17 protein-coding genes are annotated in these 17189 nt (G+C 66.5%); 8 read left to right on the top strand and 9 right to left on the bottom strand.

The window, feature by feature from the left end:
- Window positions 1-78 precede the first annotated feature (78 nt).
- Complete coding sequence (locus AB7F10_RS01665; protein WP_428558027.1) at window positions 79-477, top strand: response regulator; 399 nt, start codon at window positions 79-81, stop codon at window positions 475-477.
- Here AB7F10_RS01665 and AB7F10_RS01660 read toward each other — a convergent pair whose 3' ends face one another.
- The 4 genes from AB7F10_RS01660 to AB7F10_RS01645 all read right to left on the bottom strand — a co-directional run bounded on the left by AB7F10_RS01660 (window position 478) and on the right by AB7F10_RS01645 (window position 5840).
- Entirely contained in the window at window positions 478-1335 is an 858-nt protein-coding gene (locus tag AB7F10_RS01660; protein WP_428558029.1) for a TIGR01459 family HAD-type hydrolase, read from the bottom strand.
- Between the two features lie 39 nt (window positions 1336-1374).
- Window positions 1375-2823, bottom strand: coding sequence for an EAL domain-containing protein (locus tag AB7F10_RS01655; RefSeq protein ID WP_428558030.1), 1449 nt, complete (start codon window positions 2821-2823; stop codon window positions 1375-1377).
- A gap of 111 nt (window positions 2824-2934) precedes the next feature.
- The gene (locus AB7F10_RS01650) at window positions 2935-4467 is read right to left on the bottom strand and encodes a glycosyltransferase family 39 protein (protein ID WP_428558031.1); all 1533 of its coding nucleotides are present in this window, start codon (window positions 4465-4467) and stop codon (window positions 2935-2937) included.
- A gap of 32 nt (window positions 4468-4499) precedes the next feature.
- The gene (locus AB7F10_RS01645; protein WP_428558032.1) at window positions 4500-5840 is read right to left on the bottom strand and encodes an aspartate aminotransferase family protein; all 1341 of its coding nucleotides are present in this window, start codon (window positions 5838-5840) and stop codon (window positions 4500-4502) included.
- 124 nt (window positions 5841-5964) lie between these two features.
- Between AB7F10_RS01645 and hisS the strand changes: the two genes are divergently transcribed.
- Window positions 5965-7584 carry a histidine--tRNA ligase gene (gene hisS / locus AB7F10_RS01640; protein ID WP_428558033.1) on the top strand — a complete coding sequence of 540 codons (1620 nt, stop codon included), beginning with the start codon at window positions 5965-5967 and terminating at the stop codon, window positions 7582-7584.
- 132 nt (window positions 7585-7716) lie between these two features.
- Here the strand turns inward: hisS and AB7F10_RS01635 are convergent, their stop codons facing one another.
- Both AB7F10_RS01635 and AB7F10_RS01630 read right to left on the bottom strand, forming a co-directional pair.
- On the bottom strand, window positions 7717-8178 hold the full coding sequence (locus tag AB7F10_RS01635) for a nuclear transport factor 2 family protein (RefSeq protein ID WP_428558034.1): 462 nt from the start codon (window positions 8176-8178) through the stop codon (window positions 7717-7719).
- A 76-nt stretch (window positions 8179-8254) separates the two neighbouring features.
- Window positions 8255-8710 carry a nuclear transport factor 2 family protein gene (locus AB7F10_RS01630; protein WP_428558036.1) on the bottom strand — a complete coding sequence of 152 codons (456 nt, stop codon included), beginning with the start codon at window positions 8708-8710 and terminating at the stop codon, window positions 8255-8257.
- 254 nt (window positions 8711-8964) lie between these two features.
- On the opposite strand from AB7F10_RS01630, the gene AB7F10_RS01625 reads away from it, so the two are divergent.
- Window positions 8965-10113, top strand: coding sequence for an ATP phosphoribosyltransferase regulatory subunit (locus tag AB7F10_RS01625; protein WP_428558037.1), 1149 nt, complete (start codon window positions 8965-8967; stop codon window positions 10111-10113).
- Window positions 10110-11099 (top strand): ATP phosphoribosyltransferase, encoded by a 990-nt coding sequence (hisG, locus tag AB7F10_RS01620; RefSeq protein ID WP_428558038.1) that lies wholly within the window; start codon window positions 10110-10112, stop codon window positions 11097-11099. The genes AB7F10_RS01625 and hisG overlap by 4 nt, the downstream gene beginning before the upstream one ends.
- On the opposite strand, the gene AB7F10_RS01615 is transcribed toward hisG, so the two are convergent.
- A complete protein-coding gene (locus tag AB7F10_RS01615; protein WP_428587081.1) occupies window positions 11054-11515 on the bottom strand; it encodes a GtrA family protein in 462 nt (153 codons plus the stop codon). The two genes, hisG and AB7F10_RS01615, sit on opposite strands and share 46 nt — an antisense overlap.
- 143 nt (window positions 11516-11658) lie before the next feature.
- Here AB7F10_RS01615 and AB7F10_RS01610 point away from each other — a divergent pair, with 143 nt between their 5' ends.
- From AB7F10_RS01610 to AB7F10_RS01600, 3 genes are all read left to right on the top strand, one after another.
- Window positions 11659-12699, top strand: a complete 1041-nt coding sequence (locus AB7F10_RS01610; RefSeq protein WP_428558040.1) for a glycosyltransferase — start codon at window positions 11659-11661, stop codon at window positions 12697-12699.
- Window positions 12700-12710: 11 nt separating this feature from the next.
- A complete protein-coding gene (locus AB7F10_RS01605) occupies window positions 12711-13532 on the top strand; it encodes a ChbG/HpnK family deacetylase (protein WP_428558041.1) in 822 nt (273 codons plus the stop codon).
- A 94-nt stretch (window positions 13533-13626) separates the two neighbouring features.
- Window positions 13627-14301, top strand: coding sequence for a DUF2076 domain-containing protein (locus AB7F10_RS01600; protein WP_428558043.1), 675 nt, complete (start codon window positions 13627-13629; stop codon window positions 14299-14301).
- On the opposite strand, the gene AB7F10_RS01595 is transcribed toward AB7F10_RS01600, so the two are convergent.
- The gene (locus tag AB7F10_RS01595) at window positions 14298-15047 is read right to left on the bottom strand and encodes a L,D-transpeptidase family protein (protein ID WP_428558044.1); all 750 of its coding nucleotides are present in this window, start codon (window positions 15045-15047) and stop codon (window positions 14298-14300) included. The genes AB7F10_RS01600 and AB7F10_RS01595 overlap by 4 nt on opposite strands.
- A 243-nt stretch (window positions 15048-15290) precedes the next feature.
- Here AB7F10_RS01595 and AB7F10_RS01590 point away from each other — a divergent pair, with 243 nt between their 5' ends.
- Entirely contained in the window at window positions 15291-15962 is a 672-nt protein-coding gene (locus AB7F10_RS01590; protein ID WP_428558046.1) for a protein phosphatase CheZ, read from the top strand.
- Here AB7F10_RS01590 and AB7F10_RS01585 read toward each other — a convergent pair.
- On the bottom strand, window positions 15959-17164 hold the full coding sequence (locus AB7F10_RS01585; protein WP_428558047.1) for an MFS transporter: 1206 nt from the start codon (window positions 17162-17164) through the stop codon (window positions 15959-15961). The genes AB7F10_RS01590 and AB7F10_RS01585 overlap by 4 nt on opposite strands.
- Window positions 17165-17189 lie beyond the last annotated feature (25 nt).

Raw genomic sequence — 17189 nt, 5'->3', positions numbered from 1 at the left:
AACTGGATTTTCAATCTGCGCTGGTATCCAGCCGCCAGGACTCCGGGGAGGCACCGCAAAGCGGGCTTGAGAGCGCAAATGGCTATCGATTTTTCGACACCGGTTCTCGTCGTCGACGACTATGGCACGATGGTGCGGATCATCCGCAATCTGCTGAAACAACTCGGCTTCACCACGGTCGACGACGCCAATGACGGCGCGACCGCGCTCGACAAGATGCGTCAGCGCAAATACGGCCTCGTCATCTCCGACTGGAACATGGAGCCGATGACCGGCTACGAACTGCTCCAGCAGGTGCGCGCCGATCCCGACCTGAAGCAGACGCCCTTCATCATGGTGACGGCGGAAACGAAATCCGACAACGTCATCGCGGCGAAGAAGGCCGGCGTCAGCAACTACATCGTCAAGCCGTTCAACGCCGAAACGTTGAAGAGCAAGATCGAGGCGGTCTTCAATCCGCCGGTCCCGGCCGCGTAACTACCAGACCAGCTTCCGCATCACCGCCTTCGGCTGTTCGCCGGCGAAGATTTTCGCCAGGGCGGCAGGGTCCGGCTTTTCGCGCGCGCCGAGTTCTTCCGCGTGGATGCCGGCGGTGATGAACAGGCAGTCGATGCCGAAGGCATGCGCGCCTTTCAGGTCCGTGCGCACCGAATCCCCGATCGCCAGCACCCGCGCGCCGGCTTTCGCGCCCGCCGCTTTCGCGAGCCGCATCGCCTCGTCATAGATCGGGCGATACGGCTTGCCGGCATAAAGCACCTCGCCGCCCATCCCCGCGTAGAGATCGGCGATCGCGCCCGCGCAATAGATAAGCTGCTCGCCACGCTCGACCACGACGTCCGGGTTGCCGCACACCATGAACTGGTTGCGCGCGCGCATGCCTTCGAGCTGTTCGCGATAGTCCTCTGGCGTCTCGCGTTCGTCGTCGAACAGTCCCGAGCAGATCACGTAGTCGGCGCGCTCGAGAGGCGCAAAGGCAACGTCCAGCCCGGCGAAGATCGAGACGTCGCGCTCCGGCCCCATGTGATACAGCGTCTGCCCCGCCCGCGAGCGGATCACGCCGCGCGTCAGTTCGCCCGACGAGACGAGGCCGTCATAGACCTTCGCCGGCACATTCAGGCGTTCGAGCTGGCGGATGACGGACTCGGTCGGCCGTGGCGAATTGGTGATGAGCACCACGGCCCCGCCGGCGGCGCGAAACCGCATGAGCGCGTCGCAAGCCTCGGGGAAGTATTCGAGGCCGTTGTGAATGACGCCCCAGACGTCGGACAGCACGACGTCATAGCCGGAAGCGATTTCGGAAAAATGCGCGCCGAGCGCGATGGAATCGGATGTCATGGGACAGCGGATAGCATGAAGCCGGGGCGGAAACGAACCTCAGGCGCGCGCGGCGAAGGCTTTCGCCGGCTCGCTCGCCGCCCCTGCCCCGATGTCGGAGCCTTCGCCGTCGCCGGCCTTGGCTCCGTCCCTGGCGACGGCATCGCTGACGCCGGACAGCGCCTCGGCGCGCACCGGGCGCGGCGGCGAGAACAGGAAGCCCTGGCCGAAGCGAACGTCGTAGTCGAGCAGGTCCAGCACCATGCTCTCGGTCTCGATGCGCTCCGCGATCAGGTCGACGCCGTTGCGCGCCATCAGGTCGGCGAGATCCTGCGGATGAATATCGGCGCGGGCGCCGGCCTCCGGATTGAGCAGGAGCTTGGCCGGCACCTTGATGAACTTGAACGAGCGGTCGGCGAGTTCGCGCGGCTCGATGCGCAGGTCTTCGACGTGATCGAGCGAGAAGCGGAAGCCTCGCTCGGCGAGCGCCGACAGGCTTTCGTGCTCGATCGGCCCGAACGAGCGATAGGCCTGCTGGGTGAACTCGAACATCATGGCGGGCGCGAGCGCGCGGTTCGCTTCCATGAAATCGAGGAACTGCTGGAAATAGGTCGCGTCCGACAGCGTCGTCGAACTGACGTTGCAGAACAGGCCGACGTCGCGGTTCTTCAGTTGCAGGCGACGCACCACCTGCACGCAGCGGAACAGCAGGAGATTGTCGATCTTCGGCATCAGGCCCGCGGCCTCGGCGAAGTCGATGAAGTCCGCCGCGGGCATGATGTCGCCGTTCTCGGCGCGCAGCCGCGACATCGCTTCGTAGAAGCGCACCTTGCGCTGCGGCAGCGTGACGATCGGCTGGAGATAAAGGTCGATGCGGTTTGAATCGACGGCCGACACGATCATGTCGGTGATGGCGTCGCGGCCCTCTTGCGGTTCGGGGAGAACGGCGAGCGGCGCGGCGGGCACGGTCTCGGCCGCGACTTCGGCCGCCGGTTCATCGGCAGCATCGGCCTCGGCATTCCCGGCGCCGGCGAACTCGGCGACGTCCACGTTCTCTTCGGCCGGCGCGGGTTTCGCCATCGCCTGCAACGCCATGCGGCGCTTGATCTCGATGTCATGCACGGCAACGGTTTCGGCGAGCTGTTTGACCAGCCCGCCCAGTTCGCCGATCTCGGCCGCGAGCGGATCGGGTCCGCTGCGCGTGCGCGGCGCGGCGTGGGAAACGTTCGGCCGGCTCTCGACGACGCCGAGCCGGCGCGCGATCTCCGCGACCTGGCGGGCGAGATCGGCGGTGCCGCGCGACAGATCGGCGATCTGGTCGCCGAGGTCGCGCCGGTCGCGCATGCGGCCGGTCACGGAATTGTAGAGCGCCATGCTGGTCAGCAGCGTCAGCGCGGTCACCGCCGACACCGGCCCGCCCGCCCCGGCAAGAAGATAGAGTACCGCGCCGACCGAGCCGGCGATGAGCACCATGCAGATGGCGATGAACACGGCGCTGATGCGTACCATGTGCGGTCCTGCCGGGCGCAAAGACCCATTCCCCGGGTGATTCGCGCTCCCCGCCGCAACTTTTCACAAGGGCGGCGATCCGCGCAACCTCGAATAGCGGTTTTTCGGCGTTTACCGGACCGTTCCGGCCTGCGGCGGCACGAAAGCGTAGTCCACGATGACCGGCTGGTGGGCGTAGGGCGAGGCCGATTTCAGGGTGAGGCTCGGCTGCAGCTCGGCGGTCGGGAACGTCCGCCGGATGTCGGGCGGCAGTTCCTTGGCCGGCACGCCCGATTGCCAGAGGATCACCGCGCCCCGGCGGCGGACGTCGGCGGGATCGACCCAGGGACTGAGATTGAAGTTGCCGTGCGGGATGACGTGCGGGCGGTCCGGCGAATAGACCGCGACGTTGTTGGCGGCAAATTCGCCCGGCCCGTAGCCGATGGCGGTGCCGCCGACATAACGCAGCGGCTGGCCGGTTCGCAGATGCCAGCGCTCGGTGACGAGATTGGCAAGTCTGCGGCCGGGAAAATCGCTCGCCTTGGCGCGTTCATGGACCACCGGCTCGTAGACCTCGATGGCCGCATAGCTCCCGATATAGGCGATGAAGACCGCGACGAACACGGCCGCGAAACGCCGCAGCACGCGGTCGGAAAAATTCGGCTCGAACCAGGCGAGAAAGGCGAGCGGCGCGAAGATCCAGAACGGGAAGCCCCACATCGACACCGGCATGCGGCCGAGTGAGGCCGCGATCGCCGTCGTCACGACGAAGGGACCGAGCGCCAGCGCGGTGAGATACCGGCGCGCGAACGGCGCGACGTCGGTGCGCCGCCGCAGCCCGCCGAGATAGAGCACACCGACCAGCACCACGACCGGCAGCAGAAAGAAGGCCTGGCTGACGATCCATTCCAGTTGGAAGGTGATGAACTGGTACCAATGCTGCGCGGCTTCGGCGCGGACGTTGACGTAGCGGAACGGCAGGAAGTCATATTCGACGAGCCACCACAGGTTCGGCGACAGCGTCGCAAGAAACGCCGCCGCCATCGCATAGGGACCGGCCGTGCGCCAGCAGGCCCTCGCCTCGCGGTCGAACAGCAGCACGAGGCCGACGGTGAGGCCGAGCGCGAAGGCGGTGTATTTCGCCCAGAACGCCAGCGCGAGGCAGACACCGGCAAAGATCCAGTCACGCAGCTTCCGGTCGACGATCGCGCGATAGCTGATCCAGCCGGCCAGCGCCCAGAACGGCATCTGCATCGGATCGTGGCTGAACTTCACCGCGGAGAAATTGATGAAGTGCAATCCTTCGAGCGCCAGCACACCAACCAGCGCGGTCACCGGCCCGACCGTGACGCGGCCGAAGCGCCAGACGACATAAAGACACGCGACCGCCGATAATGGCCCCAGCACATAGACGGAATAAATCGAACCGGTGAGACGATAGACGAGATCGGAGGTCCACCACGGCAGCGGCGGATGCTTCCAGTAGCCGAGCTGCCATTCCTTGCCGAGCGCGAGACCCTCGACGAGGTCGAGTTGCAGGTTGTCGGACACCAGCATGGGCACGACCGACCACAGCACGAGATGCACGCCGACAAGCCACGCCAGCACCGTCCGTGGACGGCTGCGGATGGCGTCCGCCAGCGCGCTGACAAAATGAACGTTCATCGTGCGGATCGCCCCAGCCCCGTCCGACCCTATTACGCCACGGCTTTGACGATGCGGGCAACCTTGTCGAAAATCTCGCCAATCTGCGCCTCGGTGATGATCAGCGGCGGCGACAGCGCGAGCGTATCGCCGACCGCGCGCAGCATCAGCTCATGCTCGAAGAATCCGGCGTCGAGCGCCGCGTAGCCGCGCTTGCCCGGACCTTCAGCTGCCGGCGCAAGATCGATGCCGACGGTGAGGCCGATCGGGCGAATGTCGAGCACGTTCGGCAAGCCCTTCAGGCCCATCGCGGCCTGCGCCCAGACCGGCTCCAGCTTGCGCGCGCGCTCGAACAGTCCCTCTTCGCGATAAAGATCGAGCGTCGCGAGGCCCGCCGCGCAGGCGAGCGGATGCGCCGAATAGGTGTAGCCGTGGAACAGTTCGATGACATGCTCCGGGCCTTGCATGAAAGCGTCGTAGACGCCCTTGCGCACCAGCACGCCGCCCATTGGCACCGCGCCCGACGTGATGCCCTTGGCGAAGGTGATCATGTCCGGCACCACGCCGTAACGTTCGGCGGCGAAGGAATAGCCGAGCCGTCCGTAGCCGGTGATGACCTCGTCGAAGATCAGCAGGATGCCGTGCTTGTCGCAGATCGCGCGCAGCTTCTTCAGATAACCCTTCGGCGGCGGCAGCACGCCGGTCGAGCACGCCACCGGCTCGACGATGACGGCGGCAATCGTCGAGGCGTCGTGCAGCGCGACGAGACGTTCGAGTTCGTCGGCGAGATGCGCGCCCCACTCCGGCTCGCCGACCGAGAACGCCTGCTGCTCGCGATTGTAGGTCGAGCCGAGATGATCGACGCCGGCGACCAGCGCGCCGAACTGCTTGCGGTTGGCGACGATGCCGCCGACCGCGATGCCGCCGAAGCCGACGCCGTGATAGCCGCGCTCGCGGCCCAGAAGCCGCACGCGCGAAGCCTGCCCCTTCACATTATGATAGGCGAGCGCGACCTTGAGCGCGGTGTCGACGGCCTCCGATCCCGAATTGCAGAAGAACACATGATCGAGGTCGCCCGGCGCGAGCGCCGCGATGCGGCTTGCGAGTTCGAACGCCTTGGTGTGGGAGAACTGGAAGGCCGGCGCGTAGTCGAGTTCGGCCGCCTGCGCCTGGATCGCGGCGACGATCGGCGCGCGGTTATGCCCGGCATTGGTGCACCACAGCCCCGCCGCGCCGTCGAGCAGCTTGCGGCCCTCCGGCGTCGTGTAATGCATGTCCTTGGCCGAGGCGATCAGGCGCGGGCGCTTCTTGAAGGCGCGGTTCGGCGTGAACGGGACCCAGTACGGCTCGAGGTCGTTGGGGACCGTGGACAGCGCGGGACGTGCGGCAGACATGGGATAACTCCTTGGCGGGCCTTTTATCAGAGGCTGCCCGGCGGCGCAGCCCTTGCCGGCTCGGCTCCCGGCCAATAAACCCTGATTTATCGCCCCAACAATCGACCCGAAATCCCTGGCCGTTATGTCCGACAAACCCGCCAAAAAGCCGCAGAAACTGAAAGCCCGCCGGCCGCGCGGCCTCGAAGACCGCACCGCGGGCGAGCTTGCCGCCACGCGGGCGATGGTCGAGACCATCCGCGCCCAGTTCGAGCGCTACGGCTTCGAGGCGCTGGAGACGCCGGCCATCGAATACACCGACGCGCTCGGCAAGTTCCTGCCCGACCAGGACCGGCCGAACGAGGGCGTGTTCTCGTTCCAGGACGACGACGAGCAGTGGCTGTCGCTGCGCTACGACCTCACGGCGCCGCTCGCCCGCTATGTCGCGGAGAATTTCCAGAACCTTGCGCTGCCCTATCGCAGCTACCGGCAGGGCTGGGTGTTCCGCAACGAGAAGCCCGGACCGGGGCGCTTCCGCCAGTTCATGCAGTTCGATGCCGACACGGTCGGCTCCGCATCGATGGCCGCCGACGCCGAGATGTGCATGCTCGCCGCCGACACCATGGAGGCGCTCGGGATCGAGCGCGGCCAGTATGTCGTGAAGGTGAACAACCGGAAGGTGCTGGATGGCGTTCTAGAATCGATTGGGCTTGGTGGCGATCTAAATGCTGGGACAAGGCTTACGGTTTTGCGCGCTATCGACAAATTAGATCGTGTGGGAATCGATGGCGTCCGCGAATTGCTTGGCGAAGGCCGTAAAGACGAAAGCGGTGACTTCACAAAGGGCGCCGGCCTTGAAAAACGTCAAATTGAGAAAGTGATTGTGTTCGCTCAATTACAGTCCGGCACAGTGACCGAATTGGAAGACGTAACGAACTTGCCGAAAGTACAGCGTGAACAGCGCGGAAACACCTTGGAATTTCGCTCACAGGAGAGCGAAGACGCCACGTTCTTTGTTGAAAGCAACAAAGGAGTAGTTGATGGGCTGATGGTCCATTTTGGATCAAGCCCTATTTCTAGGTCTGGAATTGACGAGTTAAAGGAAATCGCTCGCCTAGCTGAAACTGCCGGCTATGGAAGGGACCGCATCCGCATCGACCCCTCCGTCGTCCGCGGTCTCGAATATTACACCGGCCCCGTCTACGAAGTTGAGCTGCTGCTCGAGACGAAGGACGAGAAAGGCCGTCCGGTGCGGTTCGGCTCGGTCGGCGGCGGCGGGCGTTACGATGGATTGGTGTCTCGCTTTCGCGGCGAACCCTGCCCGGCGACCGGCTTCTCCATCGGTGTGTCGCGCCTGCAGGCCGCGCTGACGCTGATCGGCAAGCTCGATGCGAAACCACAGGCCGGCCCGGTGCTCGTCACCGTGTTCGGCCCCGACAATGTCGCCACCTCGCAGGCGCTGGTCGCGCAACTGCGCAACGCCGGCATTCGCGCCGAACTCTATCTCGGCAACCCGAAACACGGCATCGGCCAGCAGTTGAAATATGCCGACAAGCGCCACGCGCCCTGCGCCGTCATTCAGGGGCCGGACGAAAAGGCCAAAGGCGAAGTCATCGTGCGCGACCTGATCGCCGGCGCCGCGCCGAGCGACACTGCCGACCGCGACGCGCATCTAAAGAAGCAGGCCGAAGCGCAGCGGGCTGTGAGTGAAAACGCAATGATCGAGGAAGTCCGTAACATCCTCAAGCGCAACGGGATCGCGTAGCGACCGCCTAATCTCCGCTCATTCCCGCGAAAGCGGGAATCCAATGCTATAAAAAGCTTCCCGCTGTTTGACCTTGGACCCCCGCTTTCGCGGGGGTGAGCGGAGCTACTCGGTGACGGCGTCAGGACAGCGTCACACCGTCACGATGGAATTGTTGGGACCCTCGTTCGCGTCCTGCGCGACATCGAGCCGGCGGCCGATCACCTGCTCGGCGGCGTCGAAGCTGTCGAGCAGAACATGGACCTCGTGCACCTTGCCGTCGCGCATCGTGAAGAACAGCGCGACGCGATAGGCAATCGTCAGCCCGCCCGGCAGATGGCCGATCAGCCGGCCGAGCAGCCCGCCGCGGTCTCCATCGGCGAGGAAATAGTCGGCGGCGATCTTGCGGCGGCCGAGCGTCTCCGCGACCTTGTGCTCGAGCATCTGGCGGATGCGCGCGCGGCCGCGATAGACGCCGCAATAGGGCAGCGCGTCGACCGGACCGCCGATCGACCACACCGCATCGTCGGCAAGGAAGCTTTCGATCACGGCGTAGTCCTGCGCGCAGAGCGCGCGATAGAACGTGTCGAGCAGATCCCGTTTCGTCTCGGACATGATGCCTGGCCTCGCGGTCGGCAATTGGACCGCCCTATTCTTGACGGAACGTTACGCGGCGCAGTCAGTCGCTCGCCTAAACCGCAAACAATTCTTCATCAAGGCCGATCAGCGGCGGCGACTCCGCGACCTCGATCCGGTGCCCAATCACCTGCTCGGCGGCGTCGAAACTGTCGAGCACCGAGCAGTAATGCACCACCTTGCCGTCACGCAGGGTGAAGAACTGGGCCAGGCGGTAGCTGATGGTCTGGCCGCCGCGGCCCTTGGCGATCAGCCGGCCGAGCGCCGCGCCACGGTCGCCCTCGATCAGGAACATGTCCGGCGCGATGTAACGCCGGCTGAGCGTTTCCGGCACCTTGCGCTCCAGCATCGCGGCGACCGCCGCCTTGCCGCGATAGCTCCCGCAGAACGGCAGCACGTCCACCGGACCGCTGATCGTCCAGTCGACGTCGTCGGCCAGAAAGCCGGTGATGGCCCCATAGTCGTGCCGGCACATCGCGTCGAAGAAGGCCTGGATATCGGACCGTGACATTCCTGGCTCCGCATACCCGGCGCCGCGCTTCGGGTGCTCCTACAACCTGTCATTGAAGCATGGTTGTATTGACGCTCCGTTACGGACAAAAAGGCGTCCCGAACCCCGCCGGGACCGGTCGAAAAACATTAACGACGACAGAGATTTGGGGGCCGCGCGCATTAATCCCAAGCGCGTTTGGCGGTCGAAACCTTAATCCTCGCGTGATAAAGCGAGCCGAATTTTACAGGGCGCGCGGGCGTAACAGGGCCAGAATGAAGGCGGACGGACCAGATCGGGGCGGACAGGCGGACGGGCGGGCCGAGGCGCTGGTCGCCTCCTATGAGCGCGCCGGTTACCGGCGCACCGCGCCGGCCATCCTGCAACCGGCCGAGCCGTTCCTCGACCTGTCGGGCGAGGACATCCGCAAGCGCATGTTCCTCACCGCGACGCCGGGCGGCGACGAAATGTGCCTGCGCCCGGACCTCACCATCCCGGTGTCCTGCGACTACCTCGCCTCGGCCGACCGCGGCAGCCCGGCGAACTTCTGTTATCTCGGCACGGTGTTCCGTCACCGCACGGCGGGTCCGAGCGAATTCCTGCAGGCCGGCATCGAGTCGTTCGGCCGCGCCGACGAGGCGGCCGCCGATGCCGAAATGCTGGCGCTCGGCCTCGACGCCACCATGCATTACGGACTCGCCGCGCCGGCGATCCAGACCGGCGACGTCGCGCTGTTCAACGCGCTGGTCGACGATCTCGAACTCGCTCCGGCGTGGAAGCGGCGGCTCGTGAAGGATTTCAACCGCAAGGGCAACCTCGCGCAGGATCTGCAGCGTCTCGTGCTCGGCGGCACCAATGGCCGCCCGGAATATCAGGGCGTGCTCGCCGCGCTCGCCGGCTCCGATCCGAAAGGCGCCCACGCGCTCGTCACCGACCTGTTGTCGATTGCCGGCATCACCGCGGTCGGCGGCCGCTCGGTTGCCGAAATCGCCGACCGCTTTCTCGAACAGGCCGCGCTCGGCGCCAGCGCCAAGCTGCCGCGCGACGTGCGCGCGCTGATCGAACGTTTTCTCGCCATCGAAGGCGACCCCGATGGCGCAGCGACGCAGTTGCGCGCGCTCGCCGCCGAGGCCGGACCGGCGCTTGCCGCCGCCATTGCGCGGTTCGAAAGCCGCACCGGCTTCATCGAGGCGCGCGGCATCGATCTTTCTCGCGTGCGTTTCTCGAGCGCGTTCGGGCGCGGCTTCGACTACTACACCGGCTTCGTGTTCGAACTGACCGACCCGGCCCGCGAGGGCGACCCGCTGGTCGCCGGCGGCCGTTACGACGGCCTGCTGACGCGGCTCGGCAGCGCGGAGCCCATTCCGGCCATCGGTCTTTCGATCTGGATCGAGCGCCTCGCCGTTTATGGAGGCGCCGCATGAGCGCTCCCTTCGTTCTCGCCGTGCCCGCCAAGGGCCGGCTGCAGGAAAATGCGGAAGCGTTTTTCGCCCGCTCCGGCCTCAATCTTGTCAAGCCGCGCGGCGCGCGCGACTATCGCGGCGCCATCGTCGGCCTCGACGGCGTCGAGGTCGCTTATCTTTCGGCCTCCGAGATCACCACCCAGCTCGCGCAGGGCGCGGTGCACATGGGCGTGACCGGCGAAGACCTGATCCGCGAAATGATCCCGGATGCCGACCGGCGCGTCGTCTTCATTCAGGGGCTCGGCTTCGGCTTCGCCAATGTCGTGGTCGCCGTGCCGCAGGCCTGGATCGACGTGCGCACGATGGCCGACATCGACGACGTCGCCACCGCCTTCCGCCATCACCACGGCCGCAAGATGCGGGTCGCCACCAAATACGTGAACCTTACGCGCGGCTTCTTCTCGGCCAACGGCGTGATCGACTACCGTATCGTCGAAAGCTCCGGCGCGACCGAAGGCGCGCCCGCCGCCGGCACCGCCGAGCTGATCGTCGACATCACCACGACCGGCACCACGCTCGCCGCCAACGGGCTTAAGATCGTCGATGACGGCCTGATCCTGAAGTCGCAGGCCAATCTGATCGCCGCGCGCGGCGCCGACTGGAACGAGGAGGCGCGCGCCGTCGCCCGCGTCATCCTCGATCGCATCGCCGCGCAGGCACGCGCCCGCGCCTTCCGCGAGGTGCGCGCCCGGCTCGCCAACAGCGACACCGCGCTGCTCGAGGCGGTACGCCAGCAGTTCGGCGCACAGACTCCGTTCGGCGGCCCGACCTGGTCGGGCCTGCTGACGCTGCACTGCCCGCCCGATCAGGTTTATGCGCTGACGAATTTCCTGCGTGACAAGGGCGCGGAGGCGGTGGCGGTCGCCGATCTCGATTACGTCTTCTCGCGCGACAATCCGCTCTACACGCTGCTCGAAGGCGGGCTCGACGGCGGCGGCGCGTCCTGACCGAGCGTCCCGCCGCGGCGGCGGAACACCACGAAGTGCGACAGCGAGAAGTTGACGACGAAGCTCGCGCCGATGGCGAGCAGCTTCCCGAACAGCACCGGAATGAAATAGGACGCGATCAGGACGACCGCGGTATTGGCGATGAAACCCGCGACCTGCGCGACGACGAAACTGACATAGGTACGCGCGGCGAGTTTGCGGCCGGACTCCGCCGCGAAGGTGAACATCGAATTGAGCACGTAGGAGAACGTGACGGCGACCGCCCACGACATCAGATTGGCCGGGATGATCGGCAGCGCCAGCCACACGAACGCCAGAGTGAACACCGCAAAATCGACCGCCGAATTGACGACGCCGATCGCGCCGAAACTGGCGGCCTTGGCGATGAAGGTCCGGTCGCGGAGGGCGCGGGTCACGCGCCGCACCGGCGAATGCGTCTCGGACGTGCTCTCCGGAATATTCATGGGGCTGTCGTTAGCACGGTCAGGAGACGCGCGACAGAAAATCTCCGGGACGTTATAGTCCGGCCGCACCGATAATTCGGACGACACACGCGCTTATGGCCGACCGACCCGCAGACAAATCCCCCCGCACCGCGTCCGGCGACCCGGCCTCGGGCCTGTCGATCGTCGTGCCGGTCTATAACGAGGCGCCGGGCCTCGCGCATCTGCACGCCCGCCTCGTCGAGGTGGCGCGCAGGCTCACAAGCGAGCGCGGCCTCGCGGTCGAGATCGTCTATGTCGACGACGGCAGCCGCGACGGCACCGGGCAGATCGCGGCGGGCCTGCCGGCCGACGCCGTCGATGTTCAGGCGATCACGCTGTCGCGCAATTTCGGCAAGGAGGCCGCGCTGCTTGCGGGCCTCGACCATGCCCGTTTCGGCGCCATTCTGTTCATGGACGGCGACGGCCAGCATCCGCCGGCGCTGATCGAAACGCTGGTCGCGCGCTGGCTCGATGACGGCTACGACGTCGTCTACACCGCCAAGGCGCATCGCGAGAACGAATCCTGGGCGCGGCGCAAGCTGGTGCATGGCTTCTACTGGCTGATCAATCTCGGCGCGCGGCAGAAGATCCCGGAAGATGCCGGCGACTTCCGCCTGCTGTCGCCCCGCGCGGTCGCGGCGCTGCGGCAGCTCCCCGAGCGGACCCGTTTCTTCAAGGGCCTCGCGAGCTGGATCGGCTACCGGCAGGTCCGGGTCGATTACGAGCCGGCGCCGCGCGCGCATGGGCAGACGACATGGGATCTGCGCGGACTGGTCGGCCTGTCGATCGACGGCCTCACCGCCTTCTCGGTCGCGCCGCTGCGCGTCGCCAGCGTGCTCGGCTTCGTCTTCGCGATCGTCGCGCTGCTGTTCGGCGTGCAGATCCTGATCGAGACGCTGCTGTTCGGCGGCAATGTCGCCGGCTACCCGTCGCTGATCGTCAGCGCGATGGTGATCGGCAGCGTCCAGCTCATCATGATCGGCGTGCTCGGCGAATATATCGGCAAGGTTCTCGCCGAGTTGAAAGGGCGGCCCAATTACTTCGTGTCCGAACGCAGCCTGAACACGGCGAGCGCCGAGGCGAAACCGAAGACGCCGGCGCGCATCAAAAAGTGAGCGCGAGAGGCGTGACCGCACCGCTCCGCACCATCCGCATCTGCGCCGATGACTACGGCATCGCGCCGGGCGTCAACCGCGCGATCCTCGACCTGCTCGATGCCGGTCACATCGATGCGACCTCGGTGATGATGTTGCCGAAAAGCCTCGACGCCGACGCCGTCGTCGCGCTCGCGGCGGTCAAGCAGCGCAGGCCCACTATCTCGGTCGGGCTTCACCTGACGCTGACCGCGCCGTTTCGCGCGATGACGACCGGGCAGCCCTTCAAGCCGATCAAGGACACGCTCGTTGCAGCATTGATGCGCCGCCACGACCGCGCCGTGCTCGACGCGGAAGTTCGCGCGCAGCTCGCGGCCTTCACGGAGCGGTTCGGCCAGCCGCCGGATCATGTCGACGGCCACCAGCATGTACATCTGTTTCCGCAGGTTCGCGACGCCGTGCTGGCCGCTATCGCGGAGGCCGCGCCAAGTGCCACCGTGCGTCAATGCGGCCGCGCCGGCTCGTGGGCCGCGCGCATTGCTGATCGCAAGGGGTTGGTGCTCGACCTTCTCAGCATCGCATTCCGCCGCCGCGCGGTACGCCACGGCATCGCGACGAACACGGCCTTTGCCGGCACCTATGATTTCGACGCGGATGCCGACTTCGGCGCGCTGTTCCCGCGCTTCCTCGACAGCCTGCCGGATGGCGGCCTAGTGATGTGTCACCCCGGTTTTGTCGACGCGGAGTTGCAACGGCTCGACCCGCTAACCGGCCTGCGGGAGCGGGAATATGCCTATTTCATGGCCGAGGCTTTTCCCCGGACGCTGGCGGATAAAAATATCGTTCTCGCCTGACCTTGCCGGCCGCTGGAAAAGCGCCGCACCCTCCCCACATCTCTCGCAGCGATCCCGTAAAGGTTTCGGTCCTTTGGGATTTTGGGAGGAGTCCATGACGCCGCAGGAACGCCAACTGGTGTCCGATCTGTTCGACCGGCTTGCGAAGCTCGAAACCACGCCGCGCGACCCCGACGCCGAGCGCACCATCGCCGACGGTTTGCAGCGCGCGCCGCACGCGATCTATCCGCTGGTGCAGACTGTGCTGCTGCAGGACGAAGCCCTGCGCCGCGCCGATGCGCGCCTGCGCGAGCTTGAAGGCGAACCCGAACAGGGCGGCGGTTTCCTCGATTCGATGCGCGGCGCGCTGTTCGGCGGCCGTCCCAACACTTCAGTGCCGGACGTGCGCCAGAACCTCGGCGGCGATCCCCGCGGGCGCGAACCGGCGCAAGCGCCGGGCGGCGGCGGTTCGTTCCTCGGCACCGCCGCGGCGTCCGCCGTCGGCGTGGTCGGCGGCATGATGATGGCCAACATGATCGGCTCGCTGCTCGGCGGCGGCTCGCACGGTCAGGCTTTCGCCGGTCAGGGACAGAGCGACCGCTCGTCGCCGTGGGACCAGCAGGCCGCAGGCAGCGACCTCGCCCGTGACGCCGGCGCCGGCGACATCGGCAGCCGCGGCGATGCCGGTGAAACGCGCCGCGCCGGCTTGTTCGGCGACAACGACGACATCGCAGCCGACTATGACAGTGACGACGCCGACTTCGACAGCGATCTCGGCGGCGATCTTTAAATAACGACGACCTTGGTGCCGACCTTGACGCGGCCGTAGAGGTCGATGACGTCCTCGTTGCGCATGCGGATGCAACCCGACGACACCATCTGCCCGATCGTCCACGGCTCGTTCGAGCCGTGGATGCGGTAGAGCGTCGAGCCGAGATAGAGCGCGCGCGCGCCGAGCGGATTGTTCGGTCCGCCGTCCATGTGGCGCGGCAGATAAGGCTGCCGTTGCAGCATTTCCTCCGGCGGCGTCCAGTCCGGCCATTCGCGCTTGGCGGTCACGGCGTGGGTGCCGGACCAGGTGAAGCCCGGCCGGCCGACGCCGATGCCGTAGCGCCGCGCGCGGCCGTTGCCCTCGACGAGATAGAGAAAGCGGTTCGGCGTGTCGATGACGATCGTGCCGGCGTCTTCCTTGCCCTGATAGGCGACGTCCTGCGGCAGATATTTCGGATCGATCGGCACCGCCATGCGCGGCTGCGCATAGGTCGGATCCTGCGCCGCCGGCGCGGTCGCGAGATAGACCGGCTGATAGCTCTGCTGCGGCGGCACCACCGCAGGCTGCGGCCCGCGGTCGCCGAACAGGAATTCGATGAAGCCACCGCCGAGTTCGGCGCGCTGCTGATGCACCGGCGCCACCACGACCATGCGCGGCTGCGCGGCTTGCGCGTATTGACCTTGCGGCACGACATAGACCTGCGCGCCGGCCACGGAGACGGACAGACATGTCGCCGCGGCAGCGGCAGTGGCAAGGCGGATCATCGGCGGCACCTGACTTCACTCACGAAAACGCATGGTGAGTAGAAGGTGAAAAAGCCACCGATTGGTAAAATTGAAGGTATCGCGCTGCGCGGATGCAGCGCGCGCGGCCCGCTTCGTCGCAACAGCCCTAACGGCCGGTAAAGGCGCGCGCCGCATGGTAAACGCCGCGTGAACGCGCAGCGCGAAACGCCACGTTAAGCGGCGACGGATTAGATAGGCTGATCAACCGTCGGAGTTCCTTGCGTGCAGAAGCCCATTTTCCGTGTCGAACAGATGTTGTCGGAGCGGCCCTCGCGCGGCGCGGCAAATCCGCTGGCGCGACGCAGCGACGAGCCCCGCGTCACGCGGCCGACGGCACGGCACAACGCCGTCGCGCCGAGCGACCGCACGGAGCAGGAGTTCAAGCGCGACGTCGAGATGGTCAACCGCGCCATCGACTGCAGCAAGCGCGAATTGTCGGCTCTGCAGGGCGCACCGGGTGAGGAGTCGCGCATCGCGCGTGCGCGCCACGAACTCGCCTCGGCAATCGCAGGCATGGAAAAAGCGACGCAAACCATCCTCAAGGCCGCGGAGACGATCGACGAAAGCGCCCGCGCCCTGCACGCGACGCTCAAGAACGACTACAACCGCGGCCTGTCGCAGGACATCGTCGACCAGATCGTGCGCATCTACGAGGCGTGCAATTTCCAGGACCTGTCCGGCCAGCACATCAGCAAGGCAGCGGATACCTTGAAGTTCGTCGAGGGCCACCTCGCGCGCATGACCGACATCTGGGGCAACGTCAGAATAGCCGAGACGCAGGCCTTGCCCGATCATCGTCCGCTCGGCCGGGCGCTCGCCAACGGGCCGAAGCTCGACGGCGACAGTGGTCATGTCGACCAGAGCGCCATCGACAACATGTTCGGCTGCGGCTAATCCGCCGGCTTCCTGATCAGCACGAAGCATCCAAGCGCAACCACGGCAAAGCCCGCGGTGAGCGCCATCGCGGCCGCGTCGGAGGCTCGTTCGATGACGAGCGCCATCAGCAGGGGCGCGGCGGCCTGCATCAGCAGGAACGGCCCGGCGAGACGGCCGAGCAGATGGCCGTAACCGGCGGCGCCGAACAGCGCGAGCGGCACCGCGCCGCGTGAGATCGTGACGAGCCCGTTGGCGCCGCCGAACATCAGCGCGAACACCGCCGCCGTGACCGGCGACACGCCGAGCACGGCAAGCCCGGCGAAGGCGACGAGCAGCACCCCGAGCGCAAAGCGCATGATCCACAGGGGATGCACGTCCCGCACGATGGCGAATTCGATCAGCCGCGCGCCGACCTGCGCGGGACCGAACAGCGCGCCGATCCACACCACCGTCGAGGCCGCAATGCCGGCGCGGTCGAAGATCGCCAGCAAATGCGCGGCGAGCCCCGACGGCACGAAGGCGTAAGCCGTGAATCCCGCGGCGACGAGAGCGAAGGCAAGCCCCTTCGGCGGCATGACGCGCGCCGGCCTCGCCTCGCCGCTCGCCGATGGCTGCGTCTCGGTGGCGGCACGGCTGCGCGGCAGACCGAAGGCGTGGAGCGGCGCCGAGACGAAGGCGAGCACGCCGGCATAGATCAGGTAGGTCGCATGCCAGTCGAACCGCTCGAGCAGCGCATGCGTCGCCGGCCAGCTCACGGTCGAGGCAAAGCCGCCGGCGAGCGTCAGCGCCGTGATCGGCCGCCGCGCCGCCGCGCCGAAAATGCGGCCGAGCGTCGCGAAGGCGGCATCGTAAAGATTGGCGGCCATCGCCACGCCGAGCACCGCCCAGACCGCGAAATAGGCGACCGGATGCGTGACGTGGACGATCAGCACCAGACCGAGCGCGCCGACGAGAGAGCCCGCCGTCATCACGACATGGCCGCCGAGCCTGTCGATCATCCGGCCGACATAAGGCAGAACCAGACCGGCCGTCAGCAGCCCGGCGGAGAAGCCGCCCATGCCGAACGCGATCGACCAGCCGCGCTCGGACACGATCAGCGGCACGATCAGAACCGGCGTGTAGTAGATGCAGCCCCAACTGACGATCTGCGTGACGCCGAGGACCAGGACCGCCCGCCAAGGTCCGTGAAGCCAGTCGTTCGTCGTTATCGATGAGCGCATGCCGGCTCATGCCTTAGCACGCGGC

Source organism: Pseudolabrys sp. (assembly GCF_050250095.1).
In the GTDB taxonomy this organism is placed as follows: domain Bacteria; phylum Pseudomonadota; class Alphaproteobacteria; order Rhizobiales; family Xanthobacteraceae; genus Pseudolabrys.
Note: the sequence above shows the minus strand (reverse complement) of the source record. Positions and strands in the feature narration are given on the sequence as shown.